We start from the raw sequence: 25,974 nt of genomic DNA, 5'->3' as shown, positions 1-25,974 counted from the left end.
ATCAACTAAATATTGATAGTGGTCAACCTATTAAAATAACACATTATGAGTTTAGAACTTTCAAAATATTTATTCAAAAGCAGTATTCTCTTAGAAAAAGTAAAAGATATTTATATTAATGATTTAGAAAATATTAAAACCATAATATCATTTAAAAAAGGAGAAGTTTTATATGAAGAAGGTTCGGTTCCTAAAGCAGTTTTTAGATTGCAAACCGGTAAAGTAAAAATTGAACAATTAAATCCTGATGGAAAAACTAGAATTGTCTATGTTTATACAGTTGGAGAGTTTTTTGGTTTTAGACCATTATTATGTAATGAAAATCATCCTGTAACTGCTATTTTTCTTGAAGATAGTCAAATTGAATTGTACGAAGGAACGAGATTTATTGAAATAACAAAAAAATCGCCCAACTTATCATTCAATTTATTAGAAATTCTGAGTTATGAATTTAATGTTTGGATAAACCTAATTTCGTCATTATCACACAAATCGGCCAAAGAAAAAATAGCATTAATTTTACTTATTTTAAACGAAAAGTACAAAGACAAAGACAACATTTCTGAAATAACTATGACTAAAGCCGACATCGCAAAATACAGTGAAACATCCGAAGAAACAGTTGTAAGAGTTATTGGTTTTTTTGAAAACGAAAATATATTAATTAATAATGGTCGCTCTATTGAGATTACAAACCATAAATTATTATCTATTTTATCAGAGGGTTTTTAATTTTAACTCTAATTTTATTTCATCATTCCCTAATCATTCTCAATTCTTTAAGTATAGTTTCATAAAATAAAATAGCATCAATAATATCTGATTTATCAGCAAATGGGGTAAGATTTTTTTCAAAATCTTCGGTATCTGTTAGGAATGTTTTTATAGTTTGCTTTTGTTTATCTAGTAGTTTGCTGTTCTCAATAGTATCAGGAATTCCAATATCATTTATTGTAACTCCTCTTCGGGTTGTTAATGCAATATATGGTAGCTTTTCAACGATTACTTGAATTCTTTCTAAATACAAATCGATTAATTCCCCTTTTTGAAGCGATTCTAGTTCGCTTTTTTCATAAAACTTTTTAACGGCTGCTGAACTGCTAATTATACTTTTTGATATTGTTTTAGACTGTGAATATGTTTCGGTTGTGACTGTTAAAAGTAAAACTGAAAGGAAAATAATATTTTTCATAATGATATATTTATATATAATAGTCGCAATATTATTATATTAAAAATCAAAAAAAGTTGACCATTGTCAATTAATAAAAGTTTTTTTATTCAAAAAAAAATGAATCTATAGTAAAGATTAGTATAAGTTCAATTATCAGAAATGAATCCCGCACCAAATTAAAGAGCGATATTTATTTTATTTCTAATAAACTGGTTTGATAAATATTTTGTGGCTACTAAACAAAAAAAAGAAGCTTGTCATTTCCTTTTAGTTTTTTAACGTATCTACTCACTAAATATTTATAAAAATTGTTTTAGTTATGGTTTTTCGTTGGTAAAATATGGCAACCATTTTTTCAGATTTATTAATACATTATAAACTTCAATTACTGGAAAACAACAAACGGTTATTACATTTAGCTAACAATACCAAAAACTTAATAATCTATTTTATATGGTTTTATCTAATAATTTATTTTTTAGATTTTTTTTTTAACCTATGAATTATATAACTTTTTTTAACATTATCTAAATGCTTAACCAATATTTATCATCATCTTTGTAAATACTCAGTTCTTTTTCAATGCAATCGCTTATTGTGAAATTTGAAGTTTAAGAAAGAGGCTAAAACAAAATGGAAATTTCAGAAGTTGAAAAAGAAAAATCACATATCATCGTTGAAATCATTCAGTATATACCGAATGCAGTTTTAAGTAAAACTATTTTAAAAAAACTAACGGGCAATATAACCGTTTCTTCCTTTGATGCTGGCGAAGAACTTGCCGAAAAAACTTCTCCATTTGATAATTATATTCAAATTATAGACGGCACTGCCGAAATTATAATTAACGAAATAACCCATAAACTTACTCTAGGTCAAGGAATAATTATTCCCGCACACGCCAAACATTGCTTTAACGCAAATGTTCAGTTCAAAATGTTGTCTACCATTATTAAAAGTGGTTACGAAGATTAAAAGTTCAATAATTAATACTTATTAATCAAAAATAGCTGAAGATAATGAAACTTTATATCAAATATATGGTAAGTATCCGTTGCAAAATGGTAGTGAAAGAAGCTTTAGATAAATTAGGGTTGCATTATGTTATTTTAGAATTAGGAACTGTAGAAATCATGAAAGACTTAACAGTTGTGCAACGCGAAAAATTGCATAAAATGCTTCTGATGTCTGGATTAGAACTCATGGACGATAAAAAAGCCATGCTCATTGAAAAAATTAAAAACGTTGTAATTGAAATGGTTCACTATACAGATGAACTTCCTAAAGTAAATTACTCAGATTATATAAGCGAAAAATTAGGTTTAGATTATACACATATTTCTAAAATATTTTCCGAAGTAAAAGGTATTAACATTGAGCAATTTATTATCGCTCATAAAATTGAACGTGTTAAAGAATTATTACTCTATAACGAACTAAATCTTACCCAAATATCCTACATAATGAATTATAGTAGTGTCTCCCACTTATCTAAGCAATTTAAAAAAGTGACAGGTTTAACTCCTAGCTTCTTTAAACAATTGAAAGATAAAAAAAGAATTGCCCTTGAAAATGTCTGAATTGTACAACTTTTTTTGACTGAAGTATAACCGTATTCAGTATAAATGGTTCACCTTTGAATCAATCGCTAAATTGATTTCATTTGAAACTATATATTAAATACATGGTTAGTAACCGCTGCAAAATGGTGGTAAGAGACGAATTAAAAAAATTGGGTCTGCATTTTATTGTTGTCGATTTAGGTGTTGTCGAAATCATGGAAAATATTTCTATGGAAAAACGATTGCTGCTAAGACAAGGTTTGTTTGCTTCAGGTTTGGAATTAATGGATGATAAAAAAGCCATTCTAATCGAAAAAATTAAAAATATAATTGTCGAAATGATTCATCATTCAGAAGAAGTTATCAAAATAAATTTTTCCGATTATTTAGCTGAAAAATTAGATCACAATTATACTTATTTAGCCAATTTATTTTCAGAAGTTCAAGGTACAACTATTGAACAATTTATTATTTCTCATAAAATTGAACGAATTAAAGAATTGATGATTTATGGAGAACTAAATATTACTGAAATAGCATGGAAAATGGGTTATAGTAGTGTAGCACATTTATCTAGTCAGTTTAAAAAAGTTACCGGACTTTCGCCTTCTCATTTTAAACAAATGAAAGACAAAAGAAGAAATCCAATTGAAGAAATAGGTGAATAATTTATAGATATAAAATGGAAAATATAAAAAAATCAAAAAATAATTTGCACAAATCAGACGACTTGTTTTTTGATGTGTTTGAAAATAGTGCAATAGGAATGGTTGTTTTAGAAGTTGAAACCGAAAAATTTCAATTTGTAAACCAATCTTTTCTTAAATTTTTCGGATATACCAAGCAAGAAATTATAGGTAAAACCTCTTCACAAATAAGTATTATTACAACCGAATTTCGTGAAAAAATACTTTTGCAAATAGGTAAAAAAGAAGGTGTTAATAATATAGAAATTATTTTAAAGAATAAAAATGGAGAACAATTTTGGTTTTTAGTTTCCGTTCAAATGATTCAATATCAAGGAAAAAATTGTTCTTTATCTTCGTTTATTAATATTTCTAAATCTAAAAAAAGTGAGACAGAATTAGTAATTGCAAATAAAAAATTGGCGTTTCAAAATGAAGAAAAAGAGAAAAGAGCTAATGAATTATTAATTGCGAATAAAGAATTAAAACTTAATAATAAAAATAAAGAAAAACGCGCTGCCGAATTAATCATAGCGAATAAAGAATTAAAATTTCAAACCAGCGAAAAGCAAAATCGTGCAAATGAATTAGTCATTGCAGATAAAGAATTAGCATTTCAAAACGATGAAAAAGAAAAAAGAGTTATTGAAAATAAAGAGCTAGAAGATTATAGCAATTCTTTAAAATTGGCTTCACAATATTCTTTGAGCTTGATCGAAGCAAGTCGTGATCCATTATTCACAATAAGTCCTAAAGGCAAAATTACCGATACTAATGAAGCAACTGTTAATGTAACTGGAGTGTCTAAGAAAAATTTAATTGGGTCTAATTTTATCGATTATTTTACGAATCCTTGTAAAGCAAAAGATGGTTATGTAGAAATTTTTTCTAAGGGATTTGTAGCAGATTTTCCGCTTACAATCAAAGACCATAAATTAACAGAGGTATTATTTAACGGATCTGTTTACAAATCTGAAAAAGGAAAAGTAATTGGTGCGGTCGCAGTAGCAAGAGATATTACAGAACAAAAATTACTTGAAACACAATTAACAGAAGCTAAAATATTTGCCGAACTTGCCACAAGTATAGCAGAAGAAGCAAAAATTAGAGCTGAAAAAGCAACTTTTAATGCTGAAGAAGCTGTGAAATCGAAACAGCAGTTTTTGTCAAATATGAGTCATGAAATTCGTACACCAATGAATGCCATTATTGGTTTTACAAAAGTGGTACTAAAGACAGAACTTACAGCTAAACAAAAAGAATATTTAACCGCTATAAAAATGAGTGGTGATGCTTTAATTGTATTGATTAATGATATTTTAGATTTGGCTAAAGTTGATGCAGGAAAAATGACTTTCGAAAAAATACCTTTTAAACTGAATTTATCAATTAAAGCCATGTTGCATCTTTTTGAAACCAAAATTCAAGAGAAAAACTTAAAATTAGTTACACATTATGATAAAAATATTCCCGAAGTTTTAGTTGGAGATCCAGTTCGATTACATCAAATCATTTTAAATTTATTAAGTAATGCTATCAAATTTACCAATAATGGAAAAATTACGGTTAACGTTAGTTTAGTTTCTGAAAATGAAGATAATGTATCCATTAAGTTTTCGGTAGCCGATACTGGAATAGGAATTAAAAACACAAAAATCGAAAAAGTTTTTGAAAATTTTCAACAAGCAACTAGCGGTACATCAAGAATTTTTGGAGGAACAGGTTTAGGTTTAGCAATCGTAAAACAATTAGTAGAAGGGCAAAAAGGGAAAATATATGTTGAAAGTACAATTGATGTTGGTTCCACTTTTAGTTTCATTTTAGACTTTAAAAAAACTAATGCAGAAGCAGTTATAGAACCAGAAATTATAGATTTAAATACAGATGTAAAAGATATAAAAATTTTGGTAGTGGAAGATATGGAACTGAATCAGTTGCTTATGAAAACCTTATTAGATGATTTTGGATTTGAATGTGAAATTGCCTCAAATGGAAAAATTGCCATCGAAAAATTAAAAGAAAAATCATTTGATATTATTCTGATGGATTTACAAATGCCAGAAATGAATGGTTTTGAAGCTACAGAATATATCAGAAAAAAAATGAAATTAACTCTTCCAATAATTGCACTTACTGCCGATGTAACAACTATTGATGTAGCAAAATGTAAAGAAGTAGGAATGGATGATTATGTTTCTAAACCTGTTGATGAACGATTATTATATAGTAAATTGATTAGTATTATAAAAAAACCAGTGCTTATCATTGAGCATGAAGTAGGTAAAGATGCTAAAATGGATAAATTGAAGTATGTCGATATGAGTTATTTAATCAAATTAACGAAATCTAATCCTAAATTAATGGCAGAAATTATTACGGTATATTTAAAACAAACTCCACCACTTATATCAGCTATGAAAAATAGTTTTTCAGATAGAAATTGGGATGTTTTAGAGGCTACAATTCATAAAATGATTCCTTCTTTTGCTATTATGGGAATAAATCCTGAAATTACTGAAATAGCTTTGAAAATTCAAGAATATGCACGTAGATTAGAACTTTCAGCAGATTTAGACAAACTAATTCTAAACGTCGAAAACGTTTGCACCCAAGCTTGCATAGAACTTGAATTAGAATTGATTAACCTTAATAACCCCAATGATGAAAAACGATAACAAAATAAAACTTTTTCTTGTAGATGATGATGCCGTTTTCTTGAAATCATTAGAAATTCAATTTCTAGAACACGCCGATTTTGAAATAGAAACTTTTGCAACAGGTGAACTTTGTTTGGCCGATTTATCGAAAAAACCAGATGTTGTTATTTTAGATTTTCATTTAGATGGAATTGAGAAAACAGCAATTAATGGTTTACAAACTTTAGATGAAATTAAAAAATTGGATGCTGAAATTCCTGTAATTATGCTTTCTAGTCAAGATAAAATCGAAGTAGCTGTCGAATGTATTCATCACAACGCATTTGATTATGTAGTGAAAAGTGAAACCGCATTTTTCCGTTTGCAAAAAATTATTTCTTCCATTTTTGAATTTAAAAAAATGAAAAAAGAATTGAACTGGTATATGGATAGAATGTAACTAACCTCATGAAATAAATTCAAATAATTTTACAACTTTAAATCAGAATTGTGTAATAAATTTTGTGTAATTTTAGTAAAATTTGTTTAAAAAATATTTCAATTATGTTGGTTAAAAATTTCAATATTAAAGGATTATCAACAGCTGAAGTTATTGCCTCTAGAAGTAAATATGGTAGTAACGTAGTTGAAATCAAAAGCGAAAACTCGTTTCTTAAAGCTATTTGGAACTTTATAAAAGATCCAATGGTTATTTTACTTTTGGTAGCTTCGGCTATTTATTTTATCAGTGGAAAAATATCTGATGGTATTTTTTTAGCATCGGCAATAATCCTTATTTCTCTAATTTCTTCTTATCAAAATTCTAGAAGTCGTAATGCTTTAGAGAAACTTAAAAACTTCACAAAACCCACTTCTAAAGTGATAAGAGAAGGAAAAACAATCGATATTAAAACCGAAGAATTAGTTCTAGGCGATAGTTTACTTATTGAAGAAGGTACTTTAATTTCAGCAGATGGAATAATAATACATTCAAATGATTTTTCTGTAAATGAAGCCATACTTACTGGTGAATCACTCTCGGTTTCTAAAGATAAAACCACAAAAGACAACCTCATTTTTCAGGGAACAACTGTTGCCAGTGGACTAGCAGTTGCAACTATTACTGCTATTGGTAGTGAAACAAAATTAAGTAAAATTGGTAAAAGTCTTGAGGAAATCACCGAAGAAAAAACGCCCTTAGAAGTTCAGATTGGTAATTTTGTTAAGAAAATGGCAATTGTGGGCGCTATAGTTTTTGTTATAGTTTGGATTTTAAATTATTTTCATTCATATAATATTTTCGACAGTTTACTTAAAGCATTAACATTAGCAATGAGTATTTTGCCTGAAGAAATTCCTATTGCATTTACCACATTTATGGCTCTTGGCGCCTGGAGAATGATGCAGGAAGGTATTGTTGTAAAACAAATGAAAACTGTCGAAACCCTAGGAAGTGCAACAGTTATTTGTATAGATAAAACAGGTACAATTACAGAAAACACAATGAGTTTAGCAAAAGTTTTTACGCTAAAATTGAATAAGATTACCAGTTTAGATCAGGATTTATCTGAGGATGAAGCAGAATTAATTGCAGTGGGAATGTGGGCAAGCGAACCTGTTCCGTTCGATCCAATGGAAGTAGCTTTACATGAAATATATTCAAAAAAAACAACAAAAGACGAACGTTCTCAATACAAAATGGTTCATGAATATCCGTTGTCGGGTAAGCCACCAATGATGACTCATATTTTCGAAAATAAATCGGGTAAACAAATTATTGCTTCAAAAGGTGGAGCAGAAGCTATTCTAGCAATTGCTAAACTTTCAGAATCGGATAAAAAACAAATTATAGTAGCCATAAAAGATTTATCTAAAGAAGGTTACCGTATTCTGGCGGTTGGAAAAGCTATTTTTGAAGGTAAAAATTATCCTAAAACACAACAAGAATTTCAATTTGATTTCAAGGGATTATTAGCATTTTATGATCCACCAAAAAAGAACATCCATCTCGTTTTACAACATTTTTATAAAGCCGGAATCATAGTAAAAATAATTACAGGAGATAATGCTGAGACTACTTCATCTATTGCCAAGCAAATAGGATTTATAGGATACGATAAGAGTATTTCTGGAGATGAACTGATGAAATTATCAGAAGAGGAATTAAAAAAACGAGTCTTACAGATAAACCTGTTTACTAGAATGTTTCCTGAAGCCAAGCTCAAAATAATTAATGCACTTAAAGATAATAAAGAAATTGTAGCAATGACTGGAGATGGAGTAAATGATGGACCAGCACTCAAATCTGCACATATAGGTATTGCAATGGGTAAAAAAGGCACTGAAATTGCTAAAGAAGCTGCGTCATTAATTTTAATAAATGATGATTTAGCTAATATGGTTAGTGCAATAGCGATGGGTCGTAAAATATATTCTAACCTCAAAAAGGCAATTCAGTTTATTATATCTATTCATATCCCTATAATTCTTACAGTGTTTATTCCGCTAGCTTTGGGCTGGATATATCCTAATATTTTCTCCCCAATACACATCATCTTTTTAGAATTAGTTATGGGACCTACTTGTTCCATTGTTTATGAGAATGAGCCCATGGAAAAGAATACAATGTCTCAAAAACCTAGACCGTTTACAACAACTTTTTTCAATTGGAGAGAATTGTCAACTAGTATTTTTCAGGGATTAATGATTACTATTGGATCTCTATTTATTTATCAGTATGCTGTAATCAATCAGTTTAATGAGGAAACTACTAGAACTATGGTTTTTGTTGTTTTGGTAACGGCTAATATCTTTTTAACCTTGGTTAACAGGTCTTTTTACTATTCAGTTTTTACTACTTTAGGATATAAAAATAATTTGGTTTCTACAATTATAGGAATTACAATTGTTATTACTGGATTACTACTTTATGTAAAACCTTTAAGGGAATTTTTCAATTTCGAATATTTAGATAATAATCAATTATTCATAGCAATTGGAGCAGGAAGTATTTCAGTTTTATGGTATGAATTGGTGAAATTATGGAAACGAAATTTAAAAAATAAATAAATTATGACAATATCATTAACATCAGTTATAAAAAAATTATTAGTTCTTTTTTTAATATTTTCAGGATTATATTTTACTAAAGATTTCTTGATTCCATTATGTATAGGAGGAATTTTAGCTACTTTATTTTTGCCTTTTTGCAATTGGTTAGAAAAAAAGAAATTATCAAAAGGAATAGCTGTCTTTATTTGCTTTTTAGGATTATTGCTTTTAATTTTTGTGTTGATTTCACTTTTAGGATATAAAATTTCGGAGCTTATAAACGACGTTGCTGTTTTAAAACAAAAAAGTATTGAAACTGTAAATCAAATTCAGAAATATATTTTTAATAACCTTAACATATCTATTGATCAACAATATAAAATTTTAAAAAACGAACAACCATCATATGCTAATATGGTACAAATTATGATTGGATCTATAACTAACTTCTTATCTAGTTTTATTTTATTACTAGTATATTTTGTTTTTTTATTATACTATCGAAATCATATTAAGTCTTTTTTAATAAAACTGACCGAGAAATCACAACAAGAAGAAATGCAAAAAATTATTCAAAAAGTAACTTCGGTTTCTCAACAATATCTCTTGGGACTTTCTAAAATGATTTTTCTTTTATGGGTTATGTATGGTATAGGTTTTAGTATTCTAGGAGTACAAAATGCCATTTTTTTTGCTATTCTTTGCGGATTATTAGAAATTGTTCCGTTTATAGGTAATATTACAGGTACAACATTAACGGTTTTAGTAGCGGCTATTCATGGAGCTAATTTTGAATTATTAGGAGGAATTGTAATAGTTTATGGTATTGTACAGCTTATTCAAGGTTGGATTCTTGAACCGTTAATACTAGGGCCTCAAGTTAAAATTAACTCATTATTTACAATCATTGCATTAGTACTTGGGGAATTAATTTGGGGAATTCCGGGGATTATTCTTGCCATACCACTTACGGCAATGTTCAAAATTGTTTGTGATCATATTGAGCCAATGAAGCCTTATGGTTTTTTAATAGGTGAAATTGAAAACAAAAAAACAAAAAAATATTTTAAGAAATAAACCCCTCCACAGGTGTGAAAAGAGGATTGATTGCTAAAGTTATTTAAAAACAAAAGGTAAAAATATTCACTCATTAACTTTTTAAGATTACTATTCCTCATAAAGTCAATCTTCAAAAAAAAGCTTATAATTAAAATTTCCCCTAGAAAGTATATTGATTATTCTCTAAAATTAATATGTATTTTACTGTAAACAGAATTTGTTATATTAAAATTATTTGTTTTATAAAGTACGAATACTATTTGTGTGAATATTACAACTTTTATCAATATTTCTATAACATAAAGTGTTGATGTCTAGTTGAACTTTGTACCGAACAATTATAAATAACAAGATTATGAAATCAACGATTTACGAACATCAAAAAAACAAGACTCATAGTATGAGTAAGAAATTACTATTTCTATGTTTATGTATAGGATTTACATTAGCATCAAGTGCACAAACAGAAGAAAAAAAATGGAATATTGGACTTCATGGAGGAGTAATGCAATACCATGGAGATTTAGGACATGATTATTACAAAACAAATAGTACGATGTATGCACTTGGAGGGTTGTCTATTTCAAGATATTTAGGAAGATATTTAGATGCGAATATATTATTAACACGAGGAACTTTAGGATATCAAAGTGGTACTCCAACAGGTTTCAAAAGCGATTTTAGTTCAGCATCTTTTAATTTAAGGTTTAACTTTACAGCACCTGAATATATTGTAAGACCTTATGTTTTTGGAGGAGTTGGAGCTATACTTTTTGATAATCAACTTAACTTTCACAAAGAAAAAATTGATTATGCTTTACCAACAGCAGGTGGTGGTATCAATTTTAGATTATCTCCGGTAATCATGCTTAACCTTCAAGAAACTTTTATGTTTACAAACAATGATACTCGAGATGGTGTTGTTGCTGGAAAAAATGATGATTTCCTTATGCACACCGTTGGATTAACTTTCAACCTTGGAAGCTCAAAAGATTCTGATAACGATGGTGTTTCTGACAAAAAAGACAATTGTCCAGAAACTCCAGCTGGAGTAGTAGTAGACAAAAAAGGTTGTCCTTTAGATAAAGATAATGATGGCGTTTATGATTATTTAGACAATTGTCCAGACCAAGCAGGATCACAAGCCTTAAACGGTTGCCCAGATGCTGACGGAGATGGTGTTGCAGATGCCAATGATAGATGTCCTAATCAAGCAGGAAAAATTTCTCTAAAAGGTTGTCCAGATGCTGATAATGATGGCGTTGCAGATATTGATGACAAATGTGCCAATACAAAACCTGGAACTAGAGTTGATATAAACGGTTGTGCAATAGATAGCGATAATGATGGTGTTATGGATGATATGGATCGATGTCCAAATGTAGCAGGTGTTATTGCTCTAAAAGGTTGTCCAGATACTGACGGAGATGGAATTGCAGATATGGATGACCGTTGTCCTAATACAAAAGGAACTTCAGAAAACAAAGGTTGTCCCGAAATTGCAAAAGCTGACATTGTTAGAATTACTTATATAGGAAGTAAAATTTTCTTCGAGAATAATTCTGATAAACTAAAAGTTGCTTCATTATCACAATTAGATGAATTAGCAAAAATATTATACAAATATGAGGGAGCTAGTTTAACCATTGAAGGACATACTGATAGTGTTGGTGCAGATGATTTTAATATGACTTTATCTCAAAAACGTTCTGATTCGGTAAAACAATATTTAATTGGAAAAGGAATTGAAGATGCAAGATTAAAAGCTATTGGTTTTGGGGAGACTAAACCTGTTGCTAGTAATAAAACTACATTAGGTAAAGCTAAAAATCGTAGAGTAGAGTTAAAAACAAATTATTAAAAATAAAAGTTAGAATTAGTTTTGTTTTTGGTTAAGATGGCTGTCAATTTTTTGGCAGCCATCTTTGTATTCCATCATAATTATATAACTAAAATAACAAATTATATAACATTTTAAGAGCCCTGACGGGCTAGATTTACATTAAATATTTAAACTTAATTAAATATATTTAAACTTAATTATTATGAAAAAAAATGTATTAAAGCTCGGATTATTTTCAATGATTCTATTAGGAATGGTTTCTTGTAAAAATAAAGAAAAAGAAATGGCTGACAAACGAATTAGCGAATTAGAAAGTTTTGTAGATTCTTTAAAAGTTGTATCTGCAGAAGATAGAGAAGCTAATTGGGGTAAAATTTCTGAAGATTTTGAAACTAAAAATACAAACGCGAAAGATGCCTTGGAAGGGCTTGATCAAGATTCAAAAACAAAATCTCAAGAAAAACTAGATGCTTCTAATGCAAGATATGATGAGTATAAAGTTGCTGCATTAGCTAAACCAGTTGTTGAACCAGTAAAACCAAATTCATCACAAATATTAAGAGATAGATTATTTGGAGCAGGAAAAATAGGTAATGATATGAGTTTTGCTTGGGTAAATAAAGACAATATTCTTAAAGTTTATGATAATTTTTTCCAATCTTATAAAGACAATAAAGCTAACTTTACTAGAGAAGATTACGACGAAATAAAATTAATGTATGAAGCATTAGACAGTAGAAAAAATACTGTTGAAAAAGAAGGTCTATCTTCCGAAGACAACAGAAAAATTGCTGTTATTAAAGTAAAATTAGCACCAATGTTTAAGTTAAACAGAATAGGAGCAAAAAGTAGAGAAAACCAAGAAGCTAAAGAATAAATAGTAATTATTAGTTCAAAGGAAAATGGCAATTAGAAATGATTGCCATTTTTTTGTTTTTAATTCAGTAAAATTTTCAGCAAAATCTAGCAATATTATAAACTATTGAAATAGTTCTATAACTTTTTTAACCTTATTAAATGGATCTTTATAATTATTTACAAGTAATTAATTTTTAAATGATTAGCGATGTTAAATGTTAAAAAAGAAGGAATTATTTTAGAAAAAACAGAATTAAATTTTGAAAATGAAGGTGTTTTAAATCCTGCGGCTATTAGAGAAGGTGATTTTGTTCATCTATTTTATCGAGCGGTACATAAAGGAAATCATTCTAGTATAGGTTATTGTAAATTAAAAGGACCATTACAAATAGATAATCGATACTATAAACCAATTTTAGTCCCCGAATTTGATTATGAATCTCAAGGTATTGAAGATCCAAGATTAGTAAAAATTGATAATTTATACTATTTAACATATACAGCTTATGATGGTGTAAATGCACTAGGATGTTTAGCAACTTCGATTGATTTAATTCATTTTCAAAAAAAAGGAATTTTGGTTCCGCAGATAACATATGAAGAATTTAATAAATTATCTCAAACAAACACAGCTATTAATTCTAAATATTTTCGTTACAACCAGCATGAAGGAATTGTTGAAAAAGATGGTATAAAAATGCTCGTTTGGGATAAGAATATAATTTTATTTCCAAGGAAGATAAATGATAAATTCTTTTTTATGCATCGCATACGTCCAGAAATTCAGATTGTTGTTGGTATAGATTCTTTAGAAGATTTAACAATCTCTTTTTGGAAAAACTACTTTCTTCATTTTGATGAGTTTGTATTGCTTTCGCCAAAATATGACCATGAGATAAGTTACTTAGGTGGAGGTTGTCCCCCAATTGAAACAGAGTTAGGATGGTTGTTAATATATCACGGCGTAAAAGATAGCTTAAACGGTTATGTTTATTCTGCTTGTGCAGCACTTTTAGATTTAGAAAACCCTCAAAAAGAAATTGCACGATTGCCGTATCCATTGTTCAAACCAGAATATGTATGGGAACTAAAAGGGGAAGTAAATAACGTGTGTTTTCCAACAGGTGCAGTAGTCTTTGATGATAAATTATATATTTATTACGGTGCTGCAGACGAAAGAATTGCTTGTGCATCTGTCTCCTTATCAGAATTATTATCAGAGTTAATGCTTAATCTAAAATAAAATGAGAACTAAAGTAAAAAATCCCAATCGAAATGAATTTTCAACAAAGAAACAGTTTAAAAACAGTTCTCATTTTAAATCTAATATTCAGAAAAATGAAAATAGTTTGTCTGAAGTTTTATTTATTACATCATATCCGCCTCGCGAATGTGGCATTGCTACTTATTCCGAAGATTTAATTAAGGCATTAAACAACAAATTTCAACAATCTTTCAAGATCAAAGTTTGTGCTTTAGAATCTGAATTCGAAAAGCATAATTATTCAAACGAAGTAAATTATGTTTTAGAAACCGATAATCAAAATTCATATCTAGAATTAGCAGAAGATATCAACGAAAATGAAAATATTTCGATGGTTCTAATTCAACATGAATTTGGGTTATTTAGAACAAATGAAGAGGATTTTATTCAATTCTTAAAATCATTAAACAAACCTATTGTTGTTGTTTTTCATACAGTTTTGCCTAATCCTAGTTTAACAGAACAAAAGATGTTGCAAGAGATAGACAATTGCACCAATTCATTTATTGTAATGACAAATGCTTCATCAAAACTATTAGTTGAAGATTATCAGATTAATCAGGATAAAATTTCAGTAATTCCTCATGGAACACATTTAGTAGAACATTCAAATAAAGATGTTTTAAAAGAAAAATATGGTGTTGCTGGAAGAAAAATAATTTCAACTTTTGGATTATTAAGTTCTGGAAAATGTATCGAAACTTCTATAAATGCTTTACGAACAATTGTAAAGAAACATCCAGAGGTATTGTTTTTAGTAATTGGAAAAACACATCCTACTGTCGTAAAAAAGGAAGGAGAAAAATATCGTGAAAACCTTGAAGCAAGAATCACGGCTTTACAACTGAATAGAAATGTAAAGTTTATCAATAATTATTTGCCATTAAACGAATTACTTGAATACTTGCAACTAACAGATATTTATTTATTCACTTCAAAAGATAGAAACCAAGCGGTTTCCGGAACCTTTTCGTATGCAATTAGTTGCGGTTGCCCAATTATTTCGACACCCATTCCACATGCTGTCGAAGTTTTAGAAAACGGAACAGGTATAATTATCGATTTCGAAAATCCAATACAATTAGCAGAACAAGTCAATCATTTGTTAGATGATGAGCAACTTCGAAAAAATATTTCTGCTAATGGGATTCATAAACTAGCGCCAACTGCTTGGGAAAATTCAGCAATTGCTCATGCGCTTTTATTTAAAAAAGTAAGTAATGAAGAAATTAAATTGCATTATAAAGTTCCAGAAATAAATCTAAATCATTTTAAAGATTTAACAACAAAATTTGGAATGATTCAGTTTTCTGTAATCAATCAGCCTGATATTAATTCTGGCTATACACTAGATGATAATGCCCGTGCGTTAGTCGCTATGTGTCAACATTTTGAACTAGAAAAAAGTGAAAATGATTTAGTCTATATTGATAAGTTTTTCAATTTTATTAAATTTTGCTTACAAGCAGAAGGCTATTTTTTGAATTATGTAGATGAAAACAAAAAATTCACAAAACAAAACTCCGAAAATCTTGCCGATTCTAACGGGAGAGCCATTTGGGCATTAGGATATTTGGTTTCAATAAGTGATTTATTACCAGATGAATTAGCTGAGAATGCTAAAAAAACATTGCAGTTATCATTGGGTAATGTTTGCAAAATTCATTCGCCACGAGCCATGGCATTTATAATAAAAGGAATTTATTACAATAATACTAAAAATTATTCTGAAGATAATGTAAATATTTTGAAGCATTTATCAGATAAACTAGTGCAAATGTATAAGCACGAAAATGATGAAAATTGGCATTGGTTTGAAAGTTATTTGACCTATGGAAACAGCATTTTACCAGAAGCGATGTTGTGTGCTTTTCTAGCTACTGGTAATCAGGTTTATAAAGAAATTGCTAGAGCTTCATTCGATTTTTTATTGTCTAAAATATTCAAAAATAATGTTATAAAGGTGGTTTCTAATAAAGGGTGGTTACACAATAATAACGAACTACATCAGGAAAAAATAGGAGGAGAACAACCCATAGATGTGTCTTATTCGATAATAGCATTAAGTAAATTTTATGATGCTTTTCATGAAGAAGATTATCTGCAAAAAATGGAAATAGCTTTCAACTGGTTTTTAGGTCAAAATCATTTAAACCAAATTATATATAATCCTTGTACGGGTGGTTGTTATGATGGTTTAGAAGACACCTACATCAATTTAAATCAAGGAGCAGAATCGACAGTAAGTTACCTCATGGCAAGATTAACTATTGAAAAATATCTTAAAGATAAAATAAAAATAAAAACTCACAATTATTCGAAATCAAATCTTTTAAATCCACTAATAACCTCAAAAATATAAGTTATGGCAATTAAAAAACAACATATAATAGCGCCTAAAAAAAGTGATATTAAGAAAAAAATAGAGGCTTCAAATTCTAAAACAAAATCTGATAATTCTAAACAAACAATTAAAAAAAAATTGAATGAATTTGGAGATAACGATTCATTTTAAATAATTATATATTATGATAAATCAAACAAAAAACCTATTTATCGTCGAAGATAACCTAGAAAATTCATTGAAATTACATCAATTTCTTGAAAAAAGATTCGGAACTATTTTTAATATTTCCACTTTCACAGATTCTGTTAAAGCATTATCAAAAGTAGATGAAAACACTAGTATAGTCGTATTAGATTATGATTATTTTGGAGATGAGGGTACTAAAATTGTCAATTTTATAAAGAATATCAATCAAAAAACAAAAGTAATAATCCTTTCTAATAATGAGGATATTGGCAATGCGATTGATCTACATAAAAAAGAAGGTGATGGGTACTTGTTGAAAGAGAAAGGAATAAAAAAGAAATTAAGTGCTACAATTTTTGAAGTAATTACTTATCCAGTAAAATATTTAGAACTGAGATATGGTGTAAGTCAGTTTTTTATTTACTTAATTTTCTTGTTTGTGGTTGTAGGAGTTTTGGTTTTTTTAGGAATGCAAACAATCTAATAAAAATCTACGAATATTATAACATTATCAAATAGTTGTATAACAAATTAACTCTTTGATTGTAACAACTTTGTATTAATGTAAATGTTGCTGTAAAAATAAATACCAACAAAATTTAGAAAATAAATAGTCTAATTCTTTAATGAAAAATAAAAAACAATGACAATAAACAATCATATTTTATCGAAAACTAACAATGATGTTTCAAGCGATAATTGCAATGTTTTTGTTGATGAATTAATGACAATTTATAACTCAGAAAAGAGGTTAAATCTATCATTACCTAAAATGATCTTAGATGCGAAGTCACCCGAAATTGTTAAAGCATTAACTATTCATTTAAAATTTACGCAAGAACATTTGTTACGATTAGAAGAACTTTTCACCAGTATAAATCAACCTTTAGAACCTTAAAAATATGATACCAAAAATTGGAATATCCGAAGTGCATTTGCACAAAAACATCAATTTACTATCCGTAATTCTCTCTGATGAGATGACTTTGTATATTAAAACAAGAAAGTTTCATTGGAATGTTGCTGGAGAAAGTTTTATGGAATTACACAAACTATTCGAAAAACAGTATTCAGAATTAGAACAAGTAATAGATGAAGTTGCCGAAAGAATAAACAAATTGGGAGGTAAAACTATTGGGACAATGAATGAGTTTACTTTGCTTTCTCGAATTGTAGAACATCCAAACAAATATCCTGTTCAAGAAGCCATGATTTCGGAGCTTTTATCAGATCATGAAATACTAATTGCCGAATTACGTAAAGACATTGACATTTGTACAGATGAAAGTCACGATGCAGGAACTGCCGATTTACTTACAGGGATTTTGCAACAGCATGAAACTATCGCTTGGATATTAAGACGTTATTTAAATTAAAAAATATAATTATGAATTACGAAAATTATTATTGGGGAATGAATATCATTTGGTGGGTTTTATGGGTAATCTTATTATTTTGGATTTTCGCAATTCCTTACGATATTCCTGGTCAAAGACGTAAAAAAGATACTGCTTTTGATGTTTTGCAAAAAAGATATGCAAATGGACAAATAACAGAATCTGAATATTATGATAAGAAAAAAATTCTAGAAGAAGAATTGAAAAAAACTTAAATTTTTATAAAAATGAAAAAGAAAGAAAAATTTCCGAAAGCAGCAAATGAACAGTTAGAAAATAAAGATGGTTATCCTAAGTATCCTGAAAGTGAAGATATTTATAACAAATTTGATAAAGAATTTGATATAGATCCAGAAAATATTTCTAAAAAGAAAGAAATAATTAAAATTGATAAAATTCCTACTTGGAATGAGAAAAATTTTAATCAAGATAAATCTGGTAGTGATTTAGATATTCCAGGGTCTGAACTCGATGATGATCAAGAAAATATAGGAAGTGAGGACGAAGAAAATAACTCTTATAGTATTGGAGGAGATAATCATAATAACCTAGAAGAAGATAAAGGACAATAAATTAAGAAAAAATCATGATAAGAACTGCAAAAGCACATTGGGAGGGAAACCTCAAAGAAGGAAAGGGAACATTATCTACTCAAAGTGGTGTTCTAGAAAACACGAATTATAGTTTCAAAACACGTTTTGAAGAAGGAGAAAAAGGTACAAATCCTGAAGAATTATTAGCAGCAGCACATGCAGGTTGCTTTACAATGGCAGTTTCCTCAATGCTTAATGCAAAAGGAATTACTGCAAATAAATTAGATACTCAAGCAACTCTAACAATGGAAGGGTTAAGTATTACTGGAATTCATTTAAATATTTCTGGTGTTGTTCTTGGTATTAATGCAGAAGAATTTGCAACAATCACTAAAGATGCCGAGAAGAATTGTTTAATTTCTAAAGTATTGAATATTCCTATAACTTCTGAAGTTCATCTTGAAATTTAAAAAATCCAAAAATGTATCATATTTCAATCATATCATCTAGCGTGAGAATAGGAAGGAAAAGTCATAATGTAGCACTTTTTTTTCAGAAATACCTTGAAAAAAAGGGATTAGCAACTGTTGAGATTTTAGATTTAAAACAATATAATTTTCCAATTTTTGAAGAAAGATTAAAGAATCAAAAATCACCAAGTTTAGAAGCACTTGAATTCAAAAATAAAATAATTGCATCTGATGCAATTATTATTGTTTCCCCAGAATATAATGGAAGTATTCCTGCTAGTTTAAAAAATGTTGTCGATTTATTATATGAGGAATGGCAGAAAAAAACTGTTGCTTTTGCTACAGCTTCATCTGGAGATTTTGGTGGTTTGCAAGCATTAACACACTTAGAATTTATTTTTTGGAAAATAGGAGCAATTTGTATTTCTAAAAACTTTCCAGTATCTAAAGTTCAAGAAAAATTTGATGATTTTGGAAATCCAACAAACAAAAAAGAAATGGATGTATTTGCTAAAATTTTTATAGATGAGATTTTTAAATATATTGATTCAGATAAAAAATAATCTACATGAAATGTATATTAAAAATAATACTTATTTCAGTTCTTCTTTTTAGTTGTAAAAAAGAAACAAAAATTAATATATCAAGACACAATCAAAATTATACCGATTTATTTCTTAAACAATCAACTATCAATTCATTTTTTAAATCCAATCCTGAAAATGAAAATATTGAAAATGAAGTCAATTTATTCTATAAAAATAGAAACTTTCAATATGCTTGGTTCAGTAAAACTGGAATGATACAAGCAGTTTCAAATTTTCAAAATCAATTGCAAAATTACAGCAACGATTTTAATGATAAAACTTTAAATAATACCCAATTAGATTCTTTAATAAAGAACAATAAAGATAAAGTAGAAGTCGACGAAAATGAACGAGAAAAGTTAGAATTAATGCTAACAACTACTTTTTTTAAATATTCTGAAAAAGCTTTTTTAGGTATAAATAAAAACGCACATCAGCTCGACTGGTTTATTCCTAGAAGCAAGAAAAATTTACAAATATTACTGGATTCATTGATTTTAAAGAATGAAAATGACAAAACTTACGAGCCTGTAAATTTATACTATTCTAAATTAAAAGAAAAACTTAGGTTGTATAGAGAAATTCAAAAAAAAGGAGGTTTTCCAATTATTAAAACCGATATAAAAACATTAACATTAACAGTAACCGAATCAGATTCTTGTTTGTTACAAGTAAAACAACGTTTGTTTTTGTCAGGAGATTTAAAAATAAATGATAAAACAATCCTTTTTTCGAGTAGTTTAGAAACAGCAATTTCTAATTTTCAGCAGCGATTAGGTTTAACCGAAAACGGAAAATTAGATACTAAAACTTTAGAAGAATTAAACAAAACTGTCGATTTTCGCATTAAACAAATGCTGGTAAATCTAGAACGGTTGCGATGGATTCCTGTCGAAATTGAAAATGATTATTTATTAGTTAACATCCCTGAATATAAATTACATGTTTTTGAAAACAAAAAACTATTATGGGAAACCAATGTTGTTGTAGGAAAAGATGCAAAGCAAACTAGCATTTTTAAAGGAAATATTTCTAGAATTATACTTAATCCTTATTGGAATATTCCAAATAGTATTATTAACAAAGAAATTTTACCAAAATTAAAACGGAATTCTAATTACTTATCTAGAAATAATATGGAAGTTGTTTCTTATTCTGGTAAAGAAATTAGTGCTTCAACTATTAATTGGAATAAATATTCGAAAAATGTTCCTTTTATTATCAGACAAAAACCAGGTGATGATAATTCTTTGGGGAAAATGAAATTCCTTTTTCCAAATAGTTTTAGTATTTATTTGCATGATACTCCATCAAAAGAATTATTTAATCAAAATAAAAGAGATTTTAGTCACGGTTGTATACGTGTAGAAAATCCTAAAAAATTAGCGTTGTATTTACTAAAAAACAACAAAAGTTGGAATCAAGACAAAGTAAATAAAGTATTAAAAACAAATACAGAAACGGGAATCGCAATAAAACCTAATATGCCTGTTTACATAGCTTATTTTACAGCATGGGTTGATAGTGAAGGAAATCTAAATTTTAGAAATGACATTTATAATTTAGATGATGAGCTAGCAAAAGAAATTTTTGAAGAGTAATTTTTTACAAGAACATTAAATCTTAAAATTAATAATTATGAACAAAATAGTAGTAACCACAGATTTTTCTGTCAATTCCAAAAAGGGAATTCTTTTTGCAATGCAATTAGCAACGCAAATGCAATGTGAACTTATTTTTTATAATGTTGTCACAATCTTTAGACCAACTATTTGGGATAATTTATATTATAATCAATTTGAAGCGAATGAAATAGACAGAAGTCAGAAACTTCTAGAAAAATTGATTAGTGATTTATACCATCAAACTAAAATTAAAAAAGTAGCATATAAATGTGTTTGTGATGTAGGAATAGTAGCTAGTAATCAAATTATCGAATATGCAAAAACTATTAATGCCAAGTATATTTGTGTGAGCACAATTGGAGCTGGAAAATTAAATCAAATGTTTGGAACTACTGCATCAGAATTGATAGCTTTTTCTCCAACTCCAGTAATAATTGTTCCCAAAAATTACCGAGTTAAACATATTGATTCTTTATTTTTTGCATCTGATTTTAAAAATTTTGGTGAAGAATTAAAAAAAATAGAAAACCTCACCAATCCATTAGAGGCTAAGCTAAATGTATATCATTATGATTACAAATCATTTCTTGATATCAATAAGAATAAGTTTAGTAAATTAATAAATAACCATGAATCAAAAAACATTAAGTTTCATTTGCGACCATTAGATTCAGGCACAACACTTTTGTACCATTTAGAAAAAGACATCCTAAAAGTAAAACCTTCTATAGTTGTACTTTTTACAAAACAAAATCGCAATTGGTTTAGTCGTTTATTTTTATCTAGTTTATCTGCCGAATTAGCATTTGATGCAAAAGCACCAATGTTAGTTTTCAAAAAGCATATTGCATAAATATGTGAATATTATAACTTATTTAAAAAGTTATATAACAGGTTTATTATCAATTATTAAGAATTTTACAGTGTAATAAACTAATCACAATTAAAAATTATAAAAATGGATAATGCAAAAACAATTGAAGCATTCAACACACTAATCGTAATTAATAACGATCGGATCGAGGGATACAAAACAGCAGAAGCAGAAGCAAAAGAAACAGATTTAAAAATGCTTTTTTCTGATTTAATGGAAACAAGTGTAGACAACCGAAAAGAACTTGTTGCCGAAGTAAATAGACTTGGTGGGACTCCAGATGAAGGAACAAGAGTTACAGGCAAATTTTTTCGCGTCTGGATGGATGTAAAATCTGCTCTAAGTGGTAACAATAGAAAAATAATTCTAGATTCTTGTGAGTATGGAGAAGATGTTATTCTTAAAGTTTACAAGAAAATTTTAATTGAAGATCATCAAGATACCAGTTCTACAGAACAAGATTTGTTAAACAAACATTATGCGTTATTAAAATCTGACCATGATAGAATTAAAGATTTGCAAAACGCAATTATTAATGAAAAAAATCTAACAGAATAATCAATGTTATTTAGTCAAGAGAAGAAGTTATTCACCAAAACAAGATGTTTAGGTACTAACAAATAACATTGATATTTTATAACCTGTAAGATTTTGAATTCTTACAGGTATTCTTAATGAGAAAAAACATGGGAAAAATAATTACTTTATCTACTATTTGGAAATTAATTATTTCTGTTTTAATATGCCAATTGGTCGGAATTGTTTCTGGATTACTAAGTGTAACACAAAACAATATATGGTATGAATCTATTGCGAAACCATCTTGGAATCCACCAGGTTATATTTTTGGTCCGGTTTGGACAGTTTTATATCTTTTAATGGGAATATCATTATGGATTATTTGGAAAAGTAATGTATACGAACCTATGAAGTATGAAGCTTTATTGTTTTTTGGATCACAATTATTTTTAAACTTTTTGTGGACTATTTTATTTTTCAGATTTCATTCTCTATCAATTGCTTTTATAGATATTGTATTAATGTTCGTTCTTATTTTTCTTACTATTTTTCGATTTGTAGAAATTTCTAAAACAGCAGCTTGGTTACTTGTTCCCTATATTTCTTGGGTATGTTTTGCTGCAATTTTGAATTATAATCTTTGGAAATTAAATAATTAGACTATGCAAACTTATCTCAAAAATATATTCGAAGATACAGGTAATGTTTCCTTATTTACAGGAAGATTTTTTAAAGAAATTGTAAAACCGCCATTTCAAATTAATGAATTTTTTCGTCAGTGTTATGCTATTGGATATAAATCATTACCATTAGTTAGTATAACAGGTTTTATAATGGGACTGGTTTTAACAATACAATCCAGACCTACAATGACCAAGTTTGGTGCAGAAAGTTGGTTGCCAAGTATGGTCTCATTATCATTAATAAGAGAAATTGCTCCTGTAATCACAGCTTTAATTTGTGCAGGTAAAATAGCTTCAGGAATTGGAGCCGAACTAGGATCAATGAAAGTTACAGAGCAAATAGATGCTATGGAAGTTTCAGCAGTAAATCCATATAAATATTTAGTAGTAACTAGAATTTTAGCCACAACACTAATGGTACCTATATTGGTTATTTATGCTGATTTTATTGGAATTTATGGAGGTTATGTAGGCTACAATGTACGAGGAAGTATGAGTTTGTATCGCTATTTTTCAGACGTTATTGAACATCTTGAATTTTTGGATATAATTCCAGCAGTTATTAAAACTTATTTCTTCGGATTTTTTATAGGATTAATAGGTTGTTATAAAGGTTTTAATGCTTCAAAAGGAACAGCTAGTGTTGGTATTGCTGCAAACGAAGCGGTTGTTGCTGCTTCACTTTCTATTTTTATAATAGATATGTTAGCAGTTCAAGTAACCGATTTATTCTTTTAGAATTATGAGTTTTTATGAGAACTAAATCACAAAAAAATAAAAATTTCCTCATGAATACAATCATATTCCAATAAAAAAATATTATCAAAATATGAAAAATGAACCCATTATATCCATCAAGAATTTATGGAAAGCATTTGGAAAAAATAAAGTTCTAAAAGGTGTAAATCTTGCTGTAAATAAAGGCGAAGGTCTAGTTATTTTAGGACGATCAGGTTCTGGAAAATCGGTTACTATAAAATGTTTAGTAGGTTTAGTCGAAGCAGACAAAGGTGAAATTAAAGTATTTGGGACAGATATTACAAAACTAAAAAATAATGTACTTAACCCAATTCGAATGAGGATTGGATTTATGTTTCAAAATGGAGCATTATATGATTCGATGTCAGTACGACAAAATTTAGCCTTTACATTAAAACATCATACAAGAGATTTATCTGATGAAGAAATTGAAAAGCAAATAATCGAAGCACTAGAAAACGTAGGGCTAAAAGAAGCTATAGATAAAATGCCAGCTGAATTATCAGGAGGAATGCGTAAACGTATTGGTTTAGCAAGAACATTAATTATTAAACCTGAAATTATTTTGTATGACGAACCTACATCAGGATTAGATACGATCACTTCTAGAGAAATAAGTGAATTAATTTTATCAGTTCAAAAAAAATACAAAACAACATCTATAATTATTACACACGATATGGATTGTGCAAAAAAGACTGGAGATAGAATTATGATTCTTAAAGATGGGATAATATATGCAGAAGGAAACTACGACGAATTAGAAAAAAGTACTGACGAATGGGTCCGCTCTTTTTTTATTTAATTTAAAAAATAATATGATGAATAAAAGTTCAAATTATACATGGAAATTAGGAATGTTTGTCATTTTAGGATTAACATTATTTATAATTACAATATACTTTATTGGAAAAAGCCAAAATTTATTTGGTTCAACTTTCCGTTTAAACTCAAATTTTAAAAATGTAAGTGGTCTAAAAGTGGGGAACAATGTACGTTTTTCAGGAATTAATATTGGTACAGTAAAAGAGATTGAATTTATTTCAGATTCTGCTGTTGTTGTCAATTTGATTATTAAAGAAGAAATACAAAAATTTATTAAAACTGACGCTCTTGCTAGTATAGGCTCTGATGGATTAATGGGGGATAAGGTATTAACCATTTCTCCAGGAACATCGTCTAATCAAATTGTAAAAGATAATGCAACAATAGCTTCTACAAAAGCTGTTGAACTAGAAGATTTGATGAAAGGGTTACGAAAAAGTGTAGATAACGCTGAAATTGTAACGGCACAACTTTCTGAGTTTAGTCTAAAAATTAATAAAGGAAAAGGTGCATTAAATAAGGTTTTAACTGATGAAGAATTTGCAAAAGGTATTCAAAATACACTAACTAATTTACAATTAAGTTCTAATGAATTTCTTGTTTTTACAAAAAACTTGAATGATAAAAACGGAACATTATCTAAACTAATGACAAACCCATATTACGCAAATTCTATTGAAAAAACATTATCTAACTTAGAGAAGAGTTCTAACGAATTTAATGCTTTTACTAAAAAATTAAATAATGATAAAGGAATTTTATCAAAATTAGTAAGCAATGAACGATTGGCAACATCACTAGATACATCACTTACAAATATCGAAAAAGGCTCAAAAAGTTTATTAGAAATTGAAGCAGCAGCCAAACACAATTTTCTTTTAAGAGGATTTTTTAAGAAAAAAGAAAAAGCTGAAGCCAAAAAGAAATTATTACTAGATAAAGAAAAAAATAATTAATTAAAAAATGTTTTGTTTTTTTGCTAATAATTTTACAACTTTTAATAATAATTTTATAACTTTTAGAAGTTTTAAAAAAT

Annotated in this window: 28 protein-coding genes; 27 read left to right on the top strand and 1 reads right to left on the bottom strand. The window is 28.2% G+C overall.

Annotated features, from left to right (window positions below; translation table 11 throughout):
• Window positions 1-45 precede the first annotated feature (45 nt).
• Window positions 46-732, top strand: a complete 687-nt coding sequence (locus ABI549_RS02025; protein ID WP_348074776.1) for a Crp/Fnr family transcriptional regulator — start codon at window positions 46-48, stop codon at window positions 730-732.
• Window positions 733-754: 22 nt separating this feature from the next.
• On the opposite strand, the gene ABI549_RS02020 is transcribed toward ABI549_RS02025, so the two are convergent.
• Window positions 755-1,192 carry a hypothetical protein gene (locus tag ABI549_RS02020; RefSeq protein ID WP_348074775.1) on the bottom strand — a complete coding sequence of 146 codons (438 nt, stop codon included), beginning with the start codon at window positions 1,190-1,192 and terminating at the stop codon, window positions 755-757.
• A gap of 615 nt (window positions 1,193-1,807) precedes the next feature.
• On the opposite strand from ABI549_RS02020, the gene ABI549_RS02015 reads away from it, so the two are divergent.
• The 26 genes from ABI549_RS02015 (at window position 1,808) to ABI549_RS01890 (ending at window position 25,894) form a co-directional block, all read left to right on the top strand.
• Entirely contained in the window at window positions 1,808-2,149 is a 342-nt protein-coding gene (locus tag ABI549_RS02015; protein ID WP_348074774.1) for a cupin domain-containing protein, read from the top strand.
• Window positions 2,150-2,214: 65 nt separating this feature from the next.
• Window positions 2,215-2,754, top strand: a complete 540-nt coding sequence (locus tag ABI549_RS02010) for an AraC family transcriptional regulator (protein ID WP_348074773.1) — start codon at window positions 2,215-2,217, stop codon at window positions 2,752-2,754.
• A gap of 104 nt (window positions 2,755-2,858) precedes the next feature.
• Window positions 2,859-3,404, top strand: coding sequence for an AraC family transcriptional regulator (locus ABI549_RS02005; RefSeq protein WP_348074785.1), 546 nt, complete (start codon window positions 2,859-2,861; stop codon window positions 3,402-3,404).
• A 14-nt stretch (window positions 3,405-3,418) separates the two neighbouring features.
• Window positions 3,419-6,097, top strand: coding sequence for a PAS domain S-box protein (locus ABI549_RS02000; RefSeq protein WP_348074772.1), 2,679 nt, complete (start codon window positions 3,419-3,421; stop codon window positions 6,095-6,097).
• A complete protein-coding gene (locus tag ABI549_RS01995) occupies window positions 6,084-6,518 on the top strand; it encodes a response regulator (RefSeq protein WP_348074771.1) in 435 nt (144 codons plus the stop codon). Before ABI549_RS02000 ends, ABI549_RS01995 begins: the two co-directional genes overlap by 14 nt.
• Before the next feature lie 104 nt (window positions 6,519-6,622).
• Window positions 6,623-9,127: a cation-translocating P-type ATPase gene (locus ABI549_RS01990; protein WP_348074770.1), complete on the top strand. Its 2,505-nt coding sequence runs from the start codon at window positions 6,623-6,625 to the stop codon at window positions 9,125-9,127.
• A 3-nt stretch (window positions 9,128-9,130) separates the two neighbouring features.
• The gene (locus tag ABI549_RS01985) at window positions 9,131-10,186 is read left to right on the top strand and encodes an AI-2E family transporter (RefSeq protein WP_348074769.1); all 1,056 of its coding nucleotides are present in this window, start codon (window positions 9,131-9,133) and stop codon (window positions 10,184-10,186) included.
• A 337-nt stretch (window positions 10,187-10,523) separates the two neighbouring features.
• The gene (locus ABI549_RS01980; protein WP_348074768.1) at window positions 10,524-12,029 is read left to right on the top strand and encodes a thrombospondin type 3 repeat-containing protein; all 1,506 of its coding nucleotides are present in this window, start codon (window positions 10,524-10,526) and stop codon (window positions 12,027-12,029) included.
• Between the two features lie 184 nt (window positions 12,030-12,213).
• On the top strand, window positions 12,214-12,888 hold the full coding sequence (locus tag ABI549_RS01975; protein WP_348074767.1) for a hypothetical protein: 675 nt from the start codon (window positions 12,214-12,216) through the stop codon (window positions 12,886-12,888).
• A gap of 189 nt (window positions 12,889-13,077) precedes the next feature.
• Window positions 13,078-14,112, top strand: a complete 1,035-nt coding sequence (locus tag ABI549_RS01970; protein WP_348074766.1) for a pesticidal protein Cry7Aa — start codon at window positions 13,078-13,080, stop codon at window positions 14,110-14,112.
• 1 nt (window position 14,113) lies between these two features.
• The gene (locus tag ABI549_RS01965) at window positions 14,114-16,495 is read left to right on the top strand and encodes a glycosyltransferase (RefSeq protein ID WP_348074765.1); all 2,382 of its coding nucleotides are present in this window, start codon (window positions 14,114-14,116) and stop codon (window positions 16,493-16,495) included.
• Window positions 16,496-16,498: 3 nt separating this feature from the next.
• On the top strand, window positions 16,499-16,648 hold the full coding sequence (locus ABI549_RS01960; RefSeq protein WP_348074764.1) for a hypothetical protein: 150 nt from the start codon (window positions 16,499-16,501) through the stop codon (window positions 16,646-16,648).
• Window positions 16,649-16,661: 13 nt separating this feature from the next.
• Window positions 16,662-17,150 carry a response regulator gene (locus ABI549_RS01955; RefSeq protein ID WP_348074763.1) on the top strand — a complete coding sequence of 163 codons (489 nt, stop codon included), beginning with the start codon at window positions 16,662-16,664 and terminating at the stop codon, window positions 17,148-17,150.
• 159 nt (window positions 17,151-17,309) lie between these two features.
• On the top strand, window positions 17,310-17,564 hold the full coding sequence (locus tag ABI549_RS01950) for a DUF892 family protein (protein ID WP_348074762.1): 255 nt from the start codon (window positions 17,310-17,312) through the stop codon (window positions 17,562-17,564).
• A 4-nt stretch (window positions 17,565-17,568) separates the two neighbouring features.
• A complete protein-coding gene (locus ABI549_RS01945; protein ID WP_348074761.1) occupies window positions 17,569-18,042 on the top strand; it encodes a DNA starvation/stationary phase protection protein in 474 nt (157 codons plus the stop codon).
• 11 nt (window positions 18,043-18,053) lie between these two features.
• The gene (locus tag ABI549_RS01940) at window positions 18,054-18,278 is read left to right on the top strand and encodes an SHOCT domain-containing protein (protein WP_348074760.1); all 225 of its coding nucleotides are present in this window, start codon (window positions 18,054-18,056) and stop codon (window positions 18,276-18,278) included.
• A 12-nt stretch (window positions 18,279-18,290) separates the two neighbouring features.
• The gene (locus ABI549_RS01935; protein ID WP_348074759.1) at window positions 18,291-18,635 is read left to right on the top strand and encodes a hypothetical protein; all 345 of its coding nucleotides are present in this window, start codon (window positions 18,291-18,293) and stop codon (window positions 18,633-18,635) included.
• Between the two features lie 14 nt (window positions 18,636-18,649).
• On the top strand, window positions 18,650-19,066 hold the full coding sequence (locus ABI549_RS01930; RefSeq protein ID WP_348074758.1) for an OsmC family protein: 417 nt from the start codon (window positions 18,650-18,652) through the stop codon (window positions 19,064-19,066).
• 11 nt (window positions 19,067-19,077) lie between these two features.
• On the top strand, window positions 19,078-19,629 hold the full coding sequence (locus ABI549_RS01925) for an NAD(P)H-dependent oxidoreductase (protein WP_348074757.1): 552 nt from the start codon (window positions 19,078-19,080) through the stop codon (window positions 19,627-19,629).
• Window positions 19,630-19,634: 5 nt separating this feature from the next.
• A complete protein-coding gene (locus ABI549_RS01920) occupies window positions 19,635-21,254 on the top strand; it encodes a L,D-transpeptidase family protein (RefSeq protein WP_348074756.1) in 1,620 nt (539 codons plus the stop codon).
• Window positions 21,255-21,291: 37 nt separating this feature from the next.
• Window positions 21,292-22,131, top strand: a complete 840-nt coding sequence (locus ABI549_RS01915; protein ID WP_348074755.1) for a universal stress protein — start codon at window positions 21,292-21,294, stop codon at window positions 22,129-22,131.
• A 105-nt stretch (window positions 22,132-22,236) separates the two neighbouring features.
• The gene (locus ABI549_RS01910) at window positions 22,237-22,710 is read left to right on the top strand and encodes a PA2169 family four-helix-bundle protein (protein WP_348074754.1); all 474 of its coding nucleotides are present in this window, start codon (window positions 22,237-22,239) and stop codon (window positions 22,708-22,710) included.
• Between the two features lie 128 nt (window positions 22,711-22,838).
• Window positions 22,839-23,330 (top strand): TspO/MBR family protein, encoded by a 492-nt coding sequence (locus tag ABI549_RS01905; protein ID WP_348074753.1) that lies wholly within the window; start codon window positions 22,839-22,841, stop codon window positions 23,328-23,330.
• A 3-nt stretch (window positions 23,331-23,333) separates the two neighbouring features.
• On the top strand, window positions 23,334-24,092 hold the full coding sequence (locus ABI549_RS01900) for an ABC transporter permease (protein ID WP_348074752.1): 759 nt from the start codon (window positions 23,334-23,336) through the stop codon (window positions 24,090-24,092).
• A 91-nt stretch (window positions 24,093-24,183) separates the two neighbouring features.
• Window positions 24,184-24,918 carry an ATP-binding cassette domain-containing protein gene (locus ABI549_RS01895; RefSeq protein ID WP_348074751.1) on the top strand — a complete coding sequence of 245 codons (735 nt, stop codon included), beginning with the start codon at window positions 24,184-24,186 and terminating at the stop codon, window positions 24,916-24,918.
• Window positions 24,919-24,934: 16 nt separating this feature from the next.
• Complete coding sequence (locus ABI549_RS01890) at window positions 24,935-25,894, top strand: MlaD family protein (RefSeq protein WP_348074750.1); 960 nt, start codon at window positions 24,935-24,937, stop codon at window positions 25,892-25,894.
• The last annotated feature ends 80 nt before the right edge of the window (window positions 25,895-25,974 follow it).

It is taken from the genome of Flavobacterium sp., assembly GCF_039932285.1.
Lineage (GTDB): Bacteria > Bacteroidota > Bacteroidia > Flavobacteriales > Flavobacteriaceae > Flavobacterium.
This window is presented reverse-complemented; position numbering and strand designations above follow the sequence as displayed.

Excerpts from the sequence above, each read along its gene's own strand:
- ABI549_RS02025 (WP_348074776.1), top strand. The coding sequence starts at position 46 with ATGAGTTTAGAACTTTCAAAATATTTATTCAAAAGCAGTATTCTCTTA.
- ABI549_RS02020 (WP_348074775.1), bottom strand. The coding sequence starts at position 1,192 with ATGAAAAATATTATTTTCCTTTCAGTTTTACTTTTAACAGTCACAACC.
- ABI549_RS02015 (WP_348074774.1), top strand. The coding sequence starts at position 1,808 with ATGGAAATTTCAGAAGTTGAAAAAGAAAAATCACATATCATCGTTGAA.
- ABI549_RS02010 (WP_348074773.1), top strand. The coding sequence starts at position 2,215 with ATGGTAAGTATCCGTTGCAAAATGGTAGTGAAAGAAGCTTTAGATAAA.
- ABI549_RS02005 (WP_348074785.1), top strand. The coding sequence starts at position 2,859 with ATGGTTAGTAACCGCTGCAAAATGGTGGTAAGAGACGAATTAAAAAAA.
- ABI549_RS02000 (WP_348074772.1), top strand. The coding sequence starts at position 3,419 with ATGGAAAATATAAAAAAATCAAAAAATAATTTGCACAAATCAGACGAC.
- ABI549_RS01995 (WP_348074771.1), top strand. The coding sequence starts at position 6,084 with ATGAAAAACGATAACAAAATAAAACTTTTTCTTGTAGATGATGATGCC.
- ABI549_RS01990 (WP_348074770.1), top strand. The coding sequence starts at position 6,623 with ATGTTGGTTAAAAATTTCAATATTAAAGGATTATCAACAGCTGAAGTT.
- ABI549_RS01985 (WP_348074769.1), top strand. The coding sequence starts at position 9,131 with ATGACAATATCATTAACATCAGTTATAAAAAAATTATTAGTTCTTTTT.
- ABI549_RS01980 (WP_348074768.1), top strand. The coding sequence starts at position 10,524 with ATGAAATCAACGATTTACGAACATCAAAAAAACAAGACTCATAGTATG.
- ABI549_RS01975 (WP_348074767.1), top strand. The coding sequence starts at position 12,214 with ATGAAAAAAAATGTATTAAAGCTCGGATTATTTTCAATGATTCTATTA.
- ABI549_RS01970 (WP_348074766.1), top strand. The coding sequence starts at position 13,078 with ATGTTAAATGTTAAAAAAGAAGGAATTATTTTAGAAAAAACAGAATTA.
- ABI549_RS01965 (WP_348074765.1), top strand. The coding sequence starts at position 14,114 with ATGAGAACTAAAGTAAAAAATCCCAATCGAAATGAATTTTCAACAAAG.
- ABI549_RS01960 (WP_348074764.1), top strand. The coding sequence starts at position 16,499 with ATGGCAATTAAAAAACAACATATAATAGCGCCTAAAAAAAGTGATATT.
- ABI549_RS01955 (WP_348074763.1), top strand. The coding sequence starts at position 16,662 with ATGATAAATCAAACAAAAAACCTATTTATCGTCGAAGATAACCTAGAA.
- ABI549_RS01950 (WP_348074762.1), top strand. The coding sequence starts at position 17,310 with ATGACAATAAACAATCATATTTTATCGAAAACTAACAATGATGTTTCA.
- ABI549_RS01945 (WP_348074761.1), top strand. The coding sequence starts at position 17,569 with ATGATACCAAAAATTGGAATATCCGAAGTGCATTTGCACAAAAACATC.
- ABI549_RS01940 (WP_348074760.1), top strand. The coding sequence starts at position 18,054 with ATGAATTACGAAAATTATTATTGGGGAATGAATATCATTTGGTGGGTT.
- ABI549_RS01935 (WP_348074759.1), top strand. The coding sequence starts at position 18,291 with ATGAAAAAGAAAGAAAAATTTCCGAAAGCAGCAAATGAACAGTTAGAA.
- ABI549_RS01930 (WP_348074758.1), top strand. The coding sequence starts at position 18,650 with ATGATAAGAACTGCAAAAGCACATTGGGAGGGAAACCTCAAAGAAGGA.
- ABI549_RS01925 (WP_348074757.1), top strand. The coding sequence starts at position 19,078 with ATGTATCATATTTCAATCATATCATCTAGCGTGAGAATAGGAAGGAAA.
- ABI549_RS01920 (WP_348074756.1), top strand. The coding sequence starts at position 19,635 with ATGAAATGTATATTAAAAATAATACTTATTTCAGTTCTTCTTTTTAGT.
- ABI549_RS01915 (WP_348074755.1), top strand. The coding sequence starts at position 21,292 with ATGAACAAAATAGTAGTAACCACAGATTTTTCTGTCAATTCCAAAAAG.
- ABI549_RS01910 (WP_348074754.1), top strand. The coding sequence starts at position 22,237 with ATGGATAATGCAAAAACAATTGAAGCATTCAACACACTAATCGTAATT.
- ABI549_RS01905 (WP_348074753.1), top strand. The coding sequence starts at position 22,839 with ATGGGAAAAATAATTACTTTATCTACTATTTGGAAATTAATTATTTCT.
- ABI549_RS01900 (WP_348074752.1), top strand. The coding sequence starts at position 23,334 with ATGCAAACTTATCTCAAAAATATATTCGAAGATACAGGTAATGTTTCC.
- ABI549_RS01895 (WP_348074751.1), top strand. The coding sequence starts at position 24,184 with ATGAAAAATGAACCCATTATATCCATCAAGAATTTATGGAAAGCATTT.
- ABI549_RS01890 (WP_348074750.1), top strand. The coding sequence starts at position 24,935 with ATGAATAAAAGTTCAAATTATACATGGAAATTAGGAATGTTTGTCATT.